Annotated in this window: 11 protein-coding genes; 6 read left to right on the plus strand and 5 right to left on the minus strand. The window is 74.5% G+C overall.

The annotated features are described in order from the left end of the window. The 5 genes from OHS33_RS12435 to OHS33_RS12455 all read left to right on the plus strand — a co-directional run bounded on the left by OHS33_RS12435 (position 1) and on the right by OHS33_RS12455 (position 7,962). Entirely contained in the window at positions 1-1,293 is a 1,293-nt protein-coding gene (locus tag OHS33_RS12435; RefSeq protein ID WP_330330455.1) for a hypothetical protein, read from the plus strand. A gap of 5 nt (positions 1,294-1,298) precedes the next feature. Then, entirely contained in the window at positions 1,299-4,091 is a 2,793-nt protein-coding gene (locus OHS33_RS12440) for a tetratricopeptide repeat protein (protein WP_443065436.1), read from the plus strand. Positions 4,092-4,094: 3 nt separating this feature from the next. Further along, complete coding sequence (locus tag OHS33_RS12445; protein ID WP_330330457.1) at positions 4,095-5,624, plus strand: protein phosphatase 2C domain-containing protein; 1,530 nt, start codon at positions 4,095-4,097, stop codon at positions 5,622-5,624. A 66-nt stretch (positions 5,625-5,690) separates the two neighbouring features. After that, the gene (locus tag OHS33_RS12450) at positions 5,691-7,022 is read left to right on the plus strand and encodes a VWA domain-containing protein (protein WP_330330458.1); all 1,332 of its coding nucleotides are present in this window, start codon (positions 5,691-5,693) and stop codon (positions 7,020-7,022) included. A 34-nt stretch (positions 7,023-7,056) separates the two neighbouring features. Continuing rightward, a complete protein-coding gene (locus OHS33_RS12455) occupies positions 7,057-7,962 on the plus strand; it encodes an FHA domain-containing protein (protein ID WP_330330459.1) in 906 nt (301 codons plus the stop codon). Between the two features lie 19 nt (positions 7,963-7,981). Here OHS33_RS12455 and OHS33_RS12460 read toward each other — a convergent pair whose 3' ends face one another. Continuing rightward, positions 7,982-8,968: a methyltransferase domain-containing protein gene (locus OHS33_RS12460; RefSeq protein WP_330330460.1), complete on the minus strand. Its 987-nt coding sequence runs from the start codon at positions 8,966-8,968 to the stop codon at positions 7,982-7,984. A 109-nt stretch (positions 8,969-9,077) separates the two neighbouring features. On the opposite strand from OHS33_RS12460, the gene OHS33_RS12465 reads away from it, so the two are divergent. Next, positions 9,078-9,482, plus strand: coding sequence for a globin (locus tag OHS33_RS12465; protein WP_330330461.1), 405 nt, complete (start codon positions 9,078-9,080; stop codon positions 9,480-9,482). A gap of 19 nt (positions 9,483-9,501) precedes the next feature. Here OHS33_RS12465 and OHS33_RS12470 read toward each other — a convergent pair whose 3' ends face one another. From OHS33_RS12470 to OHS33_RS12485, 4 genes are all read right to left on the minus strand, one after another. Beyond that, the gene (locus OHS33_RS12470; protein WP_330330462.1) at positions 9,502-10,215 is read right to left on the minus strand and encodes a hypothetical protein; all 714 of its coding nucleotides are present in this window, start codon (positions 10,213-10,215) and stop codon (positions 9,502-9,504) included. Continuing rightward, a complete protein-coding gene (locus tag OHS33_RS12475; RefSeq protein ID WP_330330463.1) occupies positions 10,212-10,667 on the minus strand; it encodes an acyl-CoA thioesterase in 456 nt (151 codons plus the stop codon). The genes OHS33_RS12470 and OHS33_RS12475 overlap by 4 nt, the downstream gene beginning before the upstream one ends. Positions 10,668-10,686: 19 nt before the next feature. Next, a complete protein-coding gene (ettA, locus tag OHS33_RS12480; RefSeq protein ID WP_330330464.1) occupies positions 10,687-12,351 on the minus strand; it encodes an energy-dependent translational throttle protein EttA in 1,665 nt (554 codons plus the stop codon). A gap of 396 nt (positions 12,352-12,747) precedes the next feature. Further along, positions 12,748-14,340, minus strand: a complete 1,593-nt coding sequence (locus tag OHS33_RS12485; RefSeq protein ID WP_330330465.1) for a bifunctional phosphatase PAP2/diacylglycerol kinase family protein — start codon at positions 14,338-14,340, stop codon at positions 12,748-12,750. Positions 14,341-14,609: the final 269 nt, after the last annotated feature.

The following is a 14,609-nucleotide window of genomic DNA, read 5'->3' on the forward strand; positions in this document are numbered from 1 at the left end:
GTGGCGGGAACAGAGGAGGCCGGACCCGCGGTGATGGACCGGGACGACGTCGACCGCGCGCTGACCCGGCTGGACGCGGAGCACGAGGCCGTCGAGACCTCGCTGCTCGCACTCCAGGACCATGCCGGGCGCCGGCTGCTGGAGGGCGCCGCGCTGGCCGGGGTCACCCGCGAGCGGTGGGCCGCGGCCGACGCCGCCATCAACCGCCTGTGGACGTACTTCGACGCCTACAGCGGGGCGCTCGCCGCCGCCCGGGAGCTGCGCGAGCGGCGCCGCTGGCCCAGCCGCGAGGACCTGGCCGAGCTGACCGAACGGCTGCGCGGCGCCGGGGTGATGATCGCGGGCGGCGCGGTGGAGGGCGCCCAGCTGGCCGAGCGGTTCTCGCTGGCCGAGCTGGTCGCGCGGATGAACGAGCTGTACGCCGCCTCGCTGGACATGGTGGTGGCCGCCGACGCGGTGTGGTCGGCGCTGCCCGCCCGGATAGACCTGCTCGCCGCCGAACTGCACCGCACCCGCGCGCTGGCGCACTCCGTGGGCGTGCGCCCCGGTGAGCACCCCTCGGGCGACGACCTGGAGGCGATCACCGCCGAGCTGGCGGACCTGCGCGCCCGGGTCATCGAGGACCCGCTGGCCTTCTGGACCCCGGCGCCGGGGAGTTCGGCGCCGGGTGGCGGGCGGCCGGACACCGTGCGGTACGACCGGGCGGCGCGCGCGCTGGAGGACGTACGCCGTGAGGTGGAGGCGGTCCTGGCGGTGCGCCAGGACGCCGAGCAGCGGCTGATCAGCCTGCGCGACGTGCTGTCGCGGGCCGACCGGACCCTGGCGGAGGCGCGGACCGCGCGCGGCGAGGTGCTGGCGAAGATCGCGGCCTCCGAGGTGCCCGCGGTGAGCGGGCCGCCGACCGTGCTCCAGGAGCAGCTGGCGGCGGCCGCCGACTACCGGCGCCAGTCCCAGTGGCACCGGCTGTCCCCGCTGCTGGAATCCCTGGAGGAGCGGGCCGAGGACGAACTGCTCCGGGCCCGCGAGTCGTTGACCGCGGTGACCGCGCCGCTGGCGGTGCGGGCCGAACTGCGGGGCAGGCTGGATGCTTACCGGGCGAAGATGACCCGGCACGGAACGGCGGGAGACCCCTTGCTCGTTGAGCGGTACGACACGGCCCGGCGGATGCTGTGGAGCGCGCCCTGTGATCTGCGGGCCGCCGAACAGGCCGTCCTGCGCTACCAGCAGGCCGCCGCCGAGTCACTGGTGCCGCAGCAGGACCGGCCCCTCGGGCCGGGGAAGGAAGACGCATGAGCCTGATCGGGACTCCGTGCGGCCGGCCCGGCTGCCCGGGCACGTACGAGGACATGGGCGGCGCGGAGCCGTACTGCGACACCTGCGGCCTGGCGCCGCTGGCGGGCGCGGCGCCCGCGCCGGTGACGGGGGCCGCCGAGCTGGTGTCGCCGCCCACCGGGATGACCAGCGCGGCCCGGGGCGGCGCGGCGCGCGGCTCCCAGGGGTCGCAGCCTTCGGGTCGCAGTTCCGGTTCGGCGCGCTCCGCGCGGTCCTCGCGGTCGTCCTCCTCGCGGCGTTCGGTCTCAGGAAGGCTCTCGCGGGCCCTGTCGGGGAGCGCCGGGTCCAGCCGTTCGGTGTCGGTGCGCAGTTCGGGCGCGGCGGCCGGGCACTCGGGCCGCAGCCGGCTGGGGGCCGGGCTGGTGAACGTACCGGAGGTTCCGCGTCCGGATCCTTCGGCATCGGTGCTGGAGAACCCCGAGGTCCCGGAGCGCAAGCGGTTCTGCTCGAAGGCGGACTGCGGGGCCCCGGTGGGGCGTTCGCGCGGGGACCGGCCGGGCCGCACCGAGGGCTTCTGCACCAAGTGCGGGCACCCCTACTCCTTCGTGCCCAAGCTCGCCTCGGGCGATGTGGTGCACGGGCAGTACGAGGTGGCGGGCTGCCTGGCGCACGGCGGCCTCGGCTGGGTGTACCTGGCCGTGGACCGGGCGGTCTCGGACCGCTGGGTGGTCCTCAAGGGCCTGCTGGACACCGGGGACCAGGACGCGATGGCCGCGGCCATCTCGGAGCGGCGCTTCCTCGCGGAGATCGAGCACTCCAACATCGTGCGGATCTACAACTTCGTGGAGCACCTGGACCAGCGGACCGGTTCGCTGGACGGGTACATCGTGATGGAGTACGTCGGCGGCAAATCGCTCAAGGAGATCGCCAACGAGCGGCGCCAGGCCGACGGGCGGCGCGATCCGCTGCCGGTGGAGCAGGCCTGCGCGTACGGCATCGAGGCCCTGGAGGCCCTCGGCCACCTGCACAGCCGCAATCTCCTCTACTGCGACTTCAAGGTCGACAACGCCATCCAGCAGGCCGACCAGCTCAAGCTGATCGACATGGGCGCGGTCCGGCGGATGGACGACGACGAATCCGCGATCTACGGCACGGTCGGCTACCAGGCGCCCGAAGTCGCCGAGCTGGGGCCCTCGGTGGCCTCCGACCTCTACACCGTCGCGCGCACGCTGGCCGTGCTGACCTTCGACTTCCAGGGCTACACGAACGTCTTCGTGGACAGCCTGCCGGACCCCGACCACATCGAGGTCTTCCGGCGCTACGAGTCCTTCTACCGGCTGCTGGTGCGGGCCACCGATCCGGACCCGGGGCGGCGGTTCGCCTCCGCGCAGGAGATGGCCGACCAGCTGACGGGCGTGCTGCGCGAGGTGGTGGCGCTGCAGACCGGGCGGCCGCGGCCGCAGCTGTCCACGCTGTTCGGTCCCGAGCTGCGGGTCACCGACACCCTGCTGTTCGCCGAGGAGACGGGGGCCGAGGTGTCCCGGCTCGGCGCGCGGGACGTGACGGCGCGGCGCGGCAAGCTGCTGGGCCGCCGCCGCGTGGCGCCCGCCCCGGCCGCGCTCGCCGGTGGTGGCGGGGGCTCGGTCTCCGCGGTGACGGCGGTCGCCCCGGGGGCCCCGGCCGCCGCGGTGTCCGTCGTGGGCGCGGCTGCCCCGGTGTCCGGCGTGGGCGCGCTGGCGACGACGGCGACGCACCTGGCGGGTGGCCCGGGCGCCCTCGCGAGCGCCGCGAGACCGGCCCCGGCCGGGGTGTCCCTGCCGGCGCCGCGACAGGCACCGGCCGAGGCACCGCCCGCCCTACGGGCGTACCCCGGCGGGGTCCCCGGATCGGCCGCGCTGGCCGGGCTGGACGCGCGGGGCACCGCGCTGGCCCTGCCGGTGCCGCTGGTGGACCCGGCCGACCCCAACGCCGGATTCCTGGCCGCGCTGCTGGCCTCGGCGCCCGCCGATCTGCTGGGCGCGCTCGGGGCGGCGCCCGCCGACTCCGCCGAGCTGCGGCTGCGCGCCCTGCGGGCCCGGCTGGAACTGGGCGAACTCACGGTGGCGGCCCGGACCCTGACCGAGCTGGAGGACGACCACTCCGACGACTGGCGCGTGGTCTGGGCGCGCGGGATCGCCTCCCTGGCCGCCGGGGACGACGAGGTCGCGGCGCTGTCCTTCGACGCGATCTACGACGCCTTCCCGGGCGAGCCCGCGCCGAAGCTGGCGCTGGGCCTGTGCGCGGAGGTCCTCGGCCAGCTGGACAACGCGGCCGAGTACTACAGCCTGGTCTGGGTCACCGACCCGGGCTTCGTGAGCGCGGCCTTCGGGCTGGCCCGGGTCCAGCTGGCCGCCGGGGACCGGACGGCGGCGGTGCGGACGCTGGAATCCGTACCGGAGGCGTCCATCCACTACACGGCCGCGCGGGTGGCGGCCGTACGGGCACGCTTGCGCGACCGCTCCCCCGACGAGCCGCTCCTGGAGGATCTGCGGGCGGCCTCGGGGCAGGTGGAGGCGCTACGGCGGTTCGGCCTGGACGCCGTGCGGTACGAGGTGCTGACGGCGGAGGTTCTGGGCTCGGCGCTCGACTGGGTACTGTCGGGTAGCCGGGGCGCGGACCCCGGCCGGACCTCGCTGCTCGGCAGCCAACTGGACGAGCGGGGGCTGCGCTTCGGCCTGGAACGCTCTTACCGGGTCCTGGCCCGCCTGGCGCAGCGGGGCGAGGAGAGGATCGAACTGGTGGAACGGGCAAACCGTTTCCGTCCACGGACGTGGGTGTGAGTGATGTCGATGCATCGGCCGTCGGGCTGCCCCAGCTGTGCGGAACCCCTGGAAGAGGGTGACCGTTTCTGCGGAGTCTGCGGATACGCCCTCTCCGCGGATCCCCCGCCCCCGGACGACCACCCGACGGTCGCCCTGACCCCGGGCCCGTCCCCCGTACCCGCGGGGCATGCCGCCGAGGGGTACGCCGCCGAGTCCGCGCCCGGCGCCGGGGCCTCCGGCCCGGCGGGCTGGCCCGGCCCGGCGGGCGGTGCCCGTTCCGGTTCCGGTTCCGGTTCCGGTTCCGGTGGCGAACCCGTCGGAGCGACCGGCGGATACGGCACGGCTCCCGCCGGGGCCTCCGGCGCGGCGCCCTGGTCCGGCGCGGACCTGGACGGCACCGCCGACGGCCCCACCGGCGCATCGGCCTGGTCCGGTCCGACCGGCCCGACCGGCCCGGACCAGCCCGCCGTGGCGACGGGCACCGTGCCGGGCCCGGGCGCCACGCTCGTCGACGGGCCCGACGGCTGGGACCTCGCCGCCCCCGACGGGGCGACCTCCGGCCACCTGGGCACGAGCCCGGGCAGCGGCACCGGCACCGGAGCGGACGCGGGGACCGGCACCGGCGGCGAGCCGACCGGCGAGGCGACCGGCGGGAAGACCTGTGTCGCCTGCCGGGCCGGCCGGGTCGACACCGACGGCTACTGCGAGCACTGCGGCCACGCCCAGCCCCGCGAGCGCGACCACCTCGAAGAGGAGCTCGGCAGCGTCGCCGCCGTCAGCGACCGCGGCCTGCGCCACCACCGCAACGAGGACTCCTTCGCCGTCGCGGCCACCGCGCTGCCCGACGGCAGCGCCGCCACCGTCGCCATCGTCTGCGACGGCGTGTCCTCGGCCAGCCGCCCCGACGAGGCCTCCGCCGCCGCGGCCGTCGCCGCCAACGAGGCGCTGCTGGACGCGCTGCCCCGCGGCGCCCTGCCCCAGCAGGCCATGCACGAGGCCATCCTGGCCGCCGCCACGGCCGTCAACGCCCTGGCCCCGGAGATCCCCGGCGCGCAGAACGCCCCCGCCTGCACCCTCGTCGGCGCGGTCACGGCGGGTGGTCTGCTGATCATCGGCTGGGTCGGCGACAGCCGCGCGTACTGGGTGCCCGACGACCGCAACGCCCCGCCCGCCCGCCTCACCGAGGACGACTCCTGGGCCGCCCAGATGGTCGCGGCGGGCCTGATGAACGAGGCCGAGGCGTACGCCGACGTCCGCGCGCACGCCATCACCGGCTGGCTCGGCGCCGACGCGTACGAACTGGAGCCGCACACCGTCGCCTTCAAGCCCGACCGGCCCGGCGTCGTGGTCGTCTGCACCGACGGACTGTGGAACTACGCGGAGTCCGCGCAGGACATGGCCCGGGTGCTGCCCGCCGACGCCGCCGTGCGGCCGCTGCACAGCGCGCAGGTCCTCGTCGGGCACGCCCTGGACGGCGGTGGCCACGACAACGTGACCGTGGCCGTCGTGCCGTTCGCCGTGCCCGAGGCGGCCGCCGTACCCGCCGCCTGACCGCCCGTCACACCCCCCGCACCCCGCCCCCGCCCGCCCCGCACACACCCCGAGGAGACCGTCCTGATGGCGAACTTCGCCAAGCCGAGCGCCCCGCGCTTCACCGTGGAGGTGTACCAGAACGAGTTCCTCCCGGTGGGCGGGCAGGACGTGCACGCCATCGTGACGGTCACGTCCACCGGGGGCGCGGCGGCGACCCGCGCCGCGACCCCGGGCAGCGGGGCCGCCGTCGTGATCATGGTCGACTGTTCGGGGTCCATGGCGTACCCGCCGGCCAAGATGACCGGGGCCCAGGAGGCCACGGCCGCCGCGATCGACACCCTGCACGACGGGACCTCGTTCGCCGTGATCGCCGGTACGCACGTGGCCCGGGAGGTCTATCCCGGCCAGGGCCGCCTCGCGGTCGCGGACCCGGTCACCCGCGCCCAGGCCAAGACCGCGCTGGGCGCCCTGACCCCCGGCGGCGGCACCGCCATCGGCACCTGGCTCCGGCTGGCCGACGGCCTGCTGCGCCAGTCCCCCGCCACCATCCGGCACGGCATCCTGCTGACCGACGGCCGCAACGAGCACGAGAGCCCGGAGGTGCTCCGCACCACCCTCGACGCCTGCGCCGGCCGGTTCACCTGTGACGCCCGCGGGGTGGGCACCGACTGGGAGGTCAAGGAGGTGACCGGCATCGCGAGCGCGCTGCTCGGCACCGCCGACATCGTGGCCGATCCGGCCCACCTGGCCGAGGACTTCACGCTCATGATGGAGAACGTCATGGGCAAGGAGGTCGCGGACGTCGCGCTGCGGCTGTGGAGCCCGGTCGGCGCGGAGATCCAGTACGTCAAGCAGGTCGCGCCCGCCGTGCAGGACCTGACCGACCGCCGCACCGGGGCCGGTCCGCGCGCCGGTGACTATCCGACCGGGTCGTGGGGCGACGAGTCCCGCGAGTACCACGTCTGCGTCCGGGTGCCCGGCGCCTCCGTGGGCCAGGAAATGCTCGCCTCCCGGGTCTCCCTGGTCCTGCCGGGCCGGGAGGGCGAGGCCGCCACGATGCTCTCCGAGTCCCAGGGCCTGGTCCGCGCGGTGTGGACGGACGACCTGTCCGCGTCCACCGCGATCAATGCCCAGGTGGCCCACTACACCGGCCAGGCCGAGCTGGCCGAGGTCATCCAGCAGGGCCTGGAAGCACGCAAACTGGGAGATATAGACGGCGCCACCGCCAAACTCGGCCGTGCCGTGCAGCTGGCCAGTGCGTCCGGGAACGAGGACACTGCGAAACTGCTGGCAAAGGTGGTGGATGTCGTGGATGTCGCTGCGGGTACTGTGCGGCTGAAAGCGAAGGTCGCCGACGCCGACGAGATGACCCTCGAAACGCGGTCGACGCAGACCGTCCGCGTGAAGCGACACTGACGTCCCGACGCAGGGAGAAGGGGGAACGGCCGACATGCCGACCTGCCCGAACGGGCACCAATCGGTCTCCGACGACTGGTGCGAAGTATGCGGTCACCGCATGGCCCCCGCGGCCGCGCCCTACGACCCGGGCTTCCCGATGGCCGGTGGCGAGCCCACCGCGCAGGCGGAGCTGTGCCCGCAGTGCCGGACCCCGCGCGAGGCGATGGCCCCGTACTGCGAGGAGTGCCGCTTCAACTTCCTGACCCGGACGGCGACCTCGTACACGCCGGTCGCCCCGAACCCGGGGACCCTCCCGGGTCCGCCCCCGCCCCCGCTCGCGACCACGGGCGCGCAGCCGCTGCCGACCGCCGAGGCCTCGTACGCGCAGGACCCGTATGACCACCACGTCTCGCGGCCCTCGCAGGTCAACCGGCCCGCCGAGGCCCTGCGGAGCGAGGACGACTGGCTGCTGCCGCCGCCGGTGCAGGAGCAGGAACCGCCGCAGTACCAGCTGCAGCGGCCGCCCGAGCAGCACACGGTCCCGCCCCAGGGCGGTCCCTGGACCGCGACGATCGGCCCCGACCGGTCGTACTTCATGGCGATGATGCAACGCAGCGGCCCCGAGGCGGCGGGCCTCAACCTGCCCGCCTACTCACCGGAGCAGCACCTTCCGCTGTCCGGCGGCCAGATCACCATCGGCCGCCGCCGCGCCTCCACGGGCGAGTCCCCGGACGTCGACCTGTCGGTGCCCCCGGAGGACCCGGGCGTCTCGCACGCGCACGCCGTCCTGGTCCAGCAGCCCGACGGCAGCTGGGCCGTGGTGGACCAGAACTCCACCAACGGCACCTACATCAACATGGGCGAGGACCCGATCCAGCCCTACGTGCCGGTCCCGCTGCGCGACGGCGACCGCGTCCACGTGGGCGCCTGGACGACGGTCACCGTCCGCCGCGGCTAGGGCGCCAGGGCGTTTTGCCCTAGGCGGCACGGGGACCTTCTCCCAGGGGCCAGACGTACGGTCCCTGGGGGTCGTCCAGCCAGGACCACTGGCCCTCCTCGGTGACCGTCACGCCGAAGCGTTCGCGCGGCGGCCGGTCCTCGCGGCGCCACAGGTCCAGGGCCTCGCGCGGGTGCAGCGCGCCCGCCGTGAGGATCAGCATGAACTGGAAGCGCTCGTTCTCCAGCAGCTCGTACGGGAGCCCGCCCGCCACCCACGCGGGCGCGGCCCCGGCTCCGCGCAGCGGGACGAAGTACGCCGAGGTGTGCAGGAAGCGCCCCTCCGCGAACGCGGCGTCCCGCACCCGCAGCGCGATCAGCCCGGTCGACAGCGGCGCCAGCACGCGCGCGCCCGGGCGGCACTGGGGCAGCCAGGCGGGCGGGATCAGCGGCAGGGTGCAGGTGACGATGATCCGGTCGAAGGGCCCGCGGGAGGGGCATCCGCGCGCCCCGTCCCCGGTGACCACGGCCGGGTGGTAGCCGAGCTGGGCCAGGTGGGCCCGGGCGGATTCGGTGATCTCCTCGTCCAGGTCCACCGTGGTGACCAGGTCCTCGCCGAGCCGGTGGCACAGCAGGGCGGCGTTGTAGCCGGTGCCCGCGCCGATCTCCAGCACGTTGTCCCCGTCCCGGACCTCCAGCGCCTCCAGCATCCGCGCCATCAGGGAGGGCTGGCTGCTGGAGGAGACCAGCTCGCCGTCGCGCAGCCGGGTCGCGAGCGGGGCGTCGGCGTAGACCCCGCGCAGCCAGCGGGCCCGCCGCTCGGGGTCGGGGTCCTCGGCCCACAGCCGCTCGTGGCCCGCGCCGCGGCCGGTCCAGAAGAAGGGGACGAAGACGTGCCGGGGCACGGCGGCGAAGGCCGCCCGCCAGGCGGGGTCGGTCAGCGCCCCGGCGGCGGTCAGCTCCCGCACCTGGGCCGAGTGGGCCGTCTCCCGCAGATCCCGCGTCGCACTGGTCTCCGTACCGCCCATGCTTCCACTGTGCTGCCGACGCAGCGGCGCCGCCCGTCGGCCGGGCGGGCGGGCGGGCGGAGGTCCTAGGACCCCGGTCCTCCGTCCGGGCGTCTGAGACGATGGTCGGGTGAACGAGATTCCGCGGGGCACGGTCCAGGAGCAGACCTTCTACGAGCAGGTCGGCGGCGAGGAGACCTTCCGGCGCCTGGTCCGGCGCTTCTACCAGGGGGTCGCCGAGGACCCGGTGCTGCGTCCGATGTACCCGGAGGCCGACCTGGGCCCGGCCGAGGAGCGCTTCGCGCTGTTCCTCATGCAGTATTGGGGCGGTCCGACCACCTACAGCGACAACCGCGGCCACCCGCGGCTGCGGATGCGGCACGCCCCGTTCCAGGTGGACAAGGCGGCGCACGACGCCTGGCTGCGGCACATGCGGGACGCGGTCGACGAGCTGGGCCTGGCGCCGGAGCACGAGGCCCAGCTGTGGCGCTATGTGACATACGCCGCCGCCTCGATGATCAACACCGAAGGCTGAGCGGCGGTACGTACGGGGGCTAGACCGGGCGGACCTGGAGCGCGCCCAGGCCGCCGCCCGGGCGGCGGGTGACGACGGAGCCGTACGGGGTGCGCAGCCGCAGCCAGCTCCCGGAGGCCAGCAGCGCCACGGGCTCGGGGACGGGGGCGTCCGGCGCGGCGGTCTGCGGCGGCACGGTGGACCGTACCGGCCGCAGGAAGCCCAGGGACTGCGCGGCGTGCACGGCGCGCAGCGGGAGGGCGGTCTCGCCCAGCGTCCGGGACCAGATCTCGCGGCCGATCCGGTCGCGCTCGGCGCGCGTCCGGTGGGCCGCGGGCAGCGCTTCGTCACGGGCACGGAATTCGGCGACGGCCAGGGCCACCGCCGCGCGCATCGCGTCGGCGCCGGGCAGCCCCGGCACCTGCTGCCAGCCGCCGCGGGGCGGCAGTACGCCCGCCCAGGGCGGCCCGGTGACGGCGGCGGGCACGGCCGCGGTGCCCGAGGCCTCGTCGATCCCCTCCAGGAGTTCCCCGGCGGAGACGGTCAGGTCGAGCGGCAGGGCCAGCGGCTCCGCCAGCCGGGCCGTGCGGATCGCCAGTACGTCGAAGGACGGCGGGCGGCCGAACACGGCCAGCGCGCTCCCGCCCGCCTGGAGGCGGACCGCGGCGGCCCGGTCGTAGTGCACGAGCCGGCCCAGGAAGGCGGCGAGGTCCGCCGCCTCCCCGGAATCGGCGAGGCACAGCCGTTCGCTCATGCCGCGACGGCCCCTTCCGGGCCCGTGGGCTCGTCGAGGTACTTCTGCAGGAAGTGCTTCTCCTCGGCCGTGATGCGGCGGGGCCGCCCCTCGGCGAGGTTGTACGGCACGACCACCGTCGAGGCCCGTACGTAGACCTTCTCGGGCTGGTCGCCCTCCGCCACGTCCTTGACCTCGTAACCGATGGTCAGGGACGCGGCGCCTATGCGGGTCACCCAGGACTCGATGAGGACCGGCTCGTGACGGTGCACGAGGGGCAGCTTGTAGTCGATCTCGTGACGGGCCACGACGGACCCGCCCGTGAACGACTCGCTGCCCTCCCCCGGCGCCAGCCGGAACATGAAGTCGATCCGGGCTTCCTCCAGGTAGCGGAGGAAGACCACGTTGTTCACGTGCCCGAAGGAGTCCATGTCCGACCAGCGCAAGGGGCACCGGTAGAGGTGTCTGGCCATGCTGTTCTCAGCCTCAGTCTCAGCCGCGGGTGAGCTTCTTGTACGTGGCGCGGTGCGGACGGGTCGCGTCCGCGCCGAGCCGCTCGACCTTGTTCTTCTCGTACGACTCGAAGTTGCCCTCGAACCAGTACCACTTGGACTCGCCCTCGTAGGCGAGGATGTGCGTCGCGACCCGGTCCAGGAACCAGCGGTCGTGGGAGATGACCACGGCCGCACCCGGGAACTCCAGGAGCGCGTTCTCGAGCGAGGACAGGGTCTCCACGTCGAGGTCGTTGGTGGGCTCGTCGAGGAGCAGCAGGTTGCCGCCCTCCTTGAGCGTCAGCGCCAGGTTGAGGCGGTTGCGCTCACCACCGGAGAGGATGCCGGCGGCCTTCTGCTGGTCCGGACCCTTGAAGCCGAAGGCGCTGACGTACGCGCGCGACGGCATCTCGACCTGGCCGACATTGATGTAGTCCAGCTCGTCCGACACGACGGCCCAGAGGGACTTCTTGGGGTCGATGTTGGCGCGGCTCTGGTCGACGTACGAGATCTTGACGGTCTCGCCGACCTTGACGGAGCCGGAGTCCGGCTCCTCCAGGCCCAGGAGCATCTTGAAGAGCGTGGTCTTGCCGGCGCCGTTCGGGCCGATGATGCCCACGATGCCGTTGCGCGGCAGCGTGAAGGACAGGTCGTCGACCAGGACCTTGTCACCGAACGCCTTGTTGAGGTTGTTGACCTCGACCACGATCGAGCCCAGACGCGGGCCCGGCGGGATCTGGATCTCCTCGAAGTCCAGCTTCCGCATCTTGTCCGCTTCGGCCGCCATCTCCTCGTAGCGGGCGAGGCGGGCCTTGGACTTGGTCTGGCGGCCCTTGGCGTTGGAGCGGACCCACTCCAGCTCTTCCTTGAGGCGCTTCTGGCGCTTCTCGTCCTTGCGGCCCTCGACCTTGAGGCGGGTGGCCTTCTTCTCCAGGTACGTGGAGTAGTTGCCCTCGTAGGGCAGCGCGCGGCCGCGGTCGAGTTCGAGGATCCACTCGGCGACGTTGTTCAGGAAGTACCGGTCGTGGGTGACGGCCACGACGGCGCCCTTGTACTGCGAGAGGTGCTGCTCCAGCCAGTTCACCGACTCGGCGTCGAGGTGGTTGGTGGGCTCGTCGAGGAGGAGCAGGTCCGGGGCCTCGATCAGCAGCTTGCAGAGCGCGACGCGGCGCTTCTCGCCACCGGAGAGGTTGGTGACGGGCCAGTCGCCGGGCGGGCAGCCCAGGGCGTCCATGGCCTGCTCCAGCTGGGCGTCGAGGTCCCACGCGTTGGCGTGGTCCAGGATCTCCTGGAGCTTGCCCATCTCGTCCATGAGCGCTTCGGTGTAGTCGGTCGCCATTTCCTCGGCGACCTCGTTGAAGCGCTTCAGCTTGCCCATGATCTCGGCGGCGCCGTCCTGCACGTTCTCCAGGACCGTCTTGGACTCGTCGAGCTTCGGCTCCTGCATGAGGATGCCGACGCTGAAGCCGGGAGACAGGTACGCCTCACCGTTGGACGGCTGCTCCAGGCCCGCCATGATCTTCAGGACGGTGGACTTACCGGCGCCGTTCGGGCCGACCACACCGATCTTCGCGCCGGGCAGGAAGTTCAGGGTGACGTCATCAAGAATCACCTTGTCGCCGTGCGCCTTGCGCGTCTTGCGCATGGTGTAGATGAACTCAGCCAAGAGAAACCGTCCGGCAGATCGATGGGTGGGCAGATACACCCCATCTTGCCTGACGTCCATCCCCCGGGGGAAACCCGTATGGCCCCCGGGGCCCTGACCTGGGCCTGGTCGCCGGGCGTCACCGGGGCCTCAGGACCGGCGGGGATGGAGGGCAGGGGGCCGCCCTGGTCCGCGGCGAGCGCGTCCGGCATGGTGGCGGCCGTGCAGAAGCCGTACACGTACAGGTTGATCGGCTCCGCGCCGTTGTTCCGCCCGCCGGCGAGCCACCCCTTGGGGCCGTGGTCCCACCACGGCGTGCTGGCGGTCATCGTGAACGTGCCGGGGCCGCCGCCCGAGAAGACGCCGCCGCTGACGGCCGGCTCGCCGGCCGGACACGGACGTCGCAAGAGGAAACGATCAGCCGTCGTCTGTCCGAGTGATCCTGTGGGTGTCAGGTCCGGGGGTGGGGGCGGGGCGGGGGCGGTAGACCGTGAGGGCGTCGGGCAGGTCGTCCAGTACGAAGGCCCCGGGGGCCAGCGCGTACTCCCCGTCGTAGGCCAGCGGGGTGCCCGCCGGGACCCGCGTGACGCGCAGGCTGCGCAGCCGGGTCGCCGTGTGGACGGGCGAGCGCGTGAGCGGGCCCGCGAGGGCGGCGGCCAGCAGCCGCGGGCCCGGGCGCCCGCCGCCGTAGACGAGCCGTACGTCGAGCAGCCCTTCGCCCAGGCTCATCCGGTGCCGGGGGGTCGGGCCGCTGCCCCGGTAGGTCCCGTTGCCCGCGAAGAGCAGCCAGACGGCCCGGCTCCGCCCGGCCAGCCGCAGGCGTACGGGGCGCTCGGCGCGCAGCACCTTCCAGGACGCCAGCAGCGCGGCGGGCCCGCCGCCGATCCGGGGCCCCCAGCGCAGCCGGTGCCCGAGCAGCTCCGGGTACGCGCCAATGCTGAAGTTGTTCAGGAAGTACCCGAACTCCTCCCGGCCCCCCGGCCCGGGCTCCGGGACCGGGACGGCGCTCGCGTCGAGGGCCGGTTCGGCGCGGGCGGGGCCCGGGGCGAAGCGGCCCACGCCCACCTTCACGGCGTGGCCCGCGGCCACCGCCCGGCAGGTGTCCTCGGCGCCCGCGAGCCCGAGGTCGAGCGCGAAGTGGTTCAGGGTCCCGCCCGGGAACACGGCGAGGGGCACCCCGGCCACCAGCGCGGCGGTGGCGGCCGCGTTCACCGTGCCGTCGCCCCCGCACACCCCGAGCACGACGCTGCGCGCGGCCGCCGCGGCCAGCTCGGCGGGCAGGTCCGGCCCCTCGCATGCGATCAGCTCGGCCCGCGGCAGGGCGGCCCGCAGCAGGTCGAGCCCGGCCTCGGCGGCGGTCCCGGACCCCTTGTTGACGATCACCGTGAGCCCGTCCCCGTCCGGGAGCGCGGGGGCGTCGGCGGCCGGGCGCTCGTTGCCCGGGGAGACCCGGCGGCGCTCGGCGTCCCGGGCCAGCCACCGGACGGTGCAGCCCGCGGCCACGCCGAGCGCGGCCCCCGCCAGGACGTCGGTCGGGTAGTGCACGCCCGTGTACACCCGGGAGAAGGCCACGGAGGCCGCCACCGGGAGCGCGAGGGCGCCCCAGCCCGGGGACTCCAGAGCCAGCCCGGCGGCGAAGGCGAAGGCGGAGGCCGAGTGGCCGGACGGGAAGGAGGTGGTCCGGGGCGGATGGGTGGGCTGTCGGGTGACGGGCACGCCCTCCAGCAGCGGGCGGGGCCTGCGGACCGACCACTTGCCGACGGTGTTGATGGAGGCGGAGGCGAGGGCCAGCGAGGCCATCGCGCGCATCGCTCCGCGGCGGGCGCCGGGCGAGCCGAAGGCCGCCAGGGCGGAGGCGGCGCCCGCCCACAGCAGGCCGTGGTTGGCGGCTCGGCCCAGTGCGGGCAGGGTGCGGTCCGCGCCGGGCCAGTGCCTGCGGGCGACCGCGTCGAACAGTGCGCGGTCGCTCTGGGCGAGCCTGCCGTGCCAGGTCAGTTCCTGATCAGCCATTTCCCGCCCCTACCCGGCGGGGCCCGTCCGAACCGGCCCGGCCCGGCGGCTCGGGCTGGCGGGGTCGGCCGTCGGACCGCTGCGCGGAGCCTGTCCCCTACCCGCCCCTTCCCGAAACCGGGCTCCGCCCGGACCCGCGCCTCAAACGCCGGCGAGGCTGGAGATACCCGGGCAGGGAGGGCCTCTCAGCCCGCCCGGCGATTGAGGGCCCGCCGGAGGCGCCGGGACCCGCGCCTCAAACGCCGGCGGGGCTGGGGATGCCCAGGCGG

Source organism: Streptomyces sp. NBC_00536, from assembly GCF_036346295.1.
Classification (GTDB): domain Bacteria; phylum Actinomycetota; class Actinomycetes; order Streptomycetales; family Streptomycetaceae; genus Streptomyces.

Coding starts and splice junctions, on each gene's coding strand:
- OHS33_RS12450 (WP_330330458.1), top strand. CDS start 5,691: ATGGCGAACTTCGCCAAGCCGAGCGCCCCGCGCTTCACCGTGGAGGTG.
- OHS33_RS12460 (WP_330330460.1), bottom strand. CDS start 8,968: ATGGGCGGTACGGAGACCAGTGCGACGCGGGATCTGCGGGAGACGGCC.
- OHS33_RS12455 (WP_330330459.1), top strand. CDS start 7,057: ATGCCGACCTGCCCGAACGGGCACCAATCGGTCTCCGACGACTGGTGC.
- OHS33_RS12475 (WP_330330463.1), bottom strand. CDS start 10,667: ATGGCCAGACACCTCTACCGGTGCCCCTTGCGCTGGTCGGACATGGAC.
- OHS33_RS12445 (WP_330330457.1), top strand. CDS start 4,095: ATGTCGATGCATCGGCCGTCGGGCTGCCCCAGCTGTGCGGAACCCCTG.
- OHS33_RS12470 (WP_330330462.1), bottom strand. CDS start 10,215: ATGAGCGAACGGCTGTGCCTCGCCGATTCCGGGGAGGCGGCGGACCTC.
- OHS33_RS12485 (WP_330330465.1), bottom strand. CDS start 14,340: ATGGCTGATCAGGAACTGACCTGGCACGGCAGGCTCGCCCAGAGCGAC.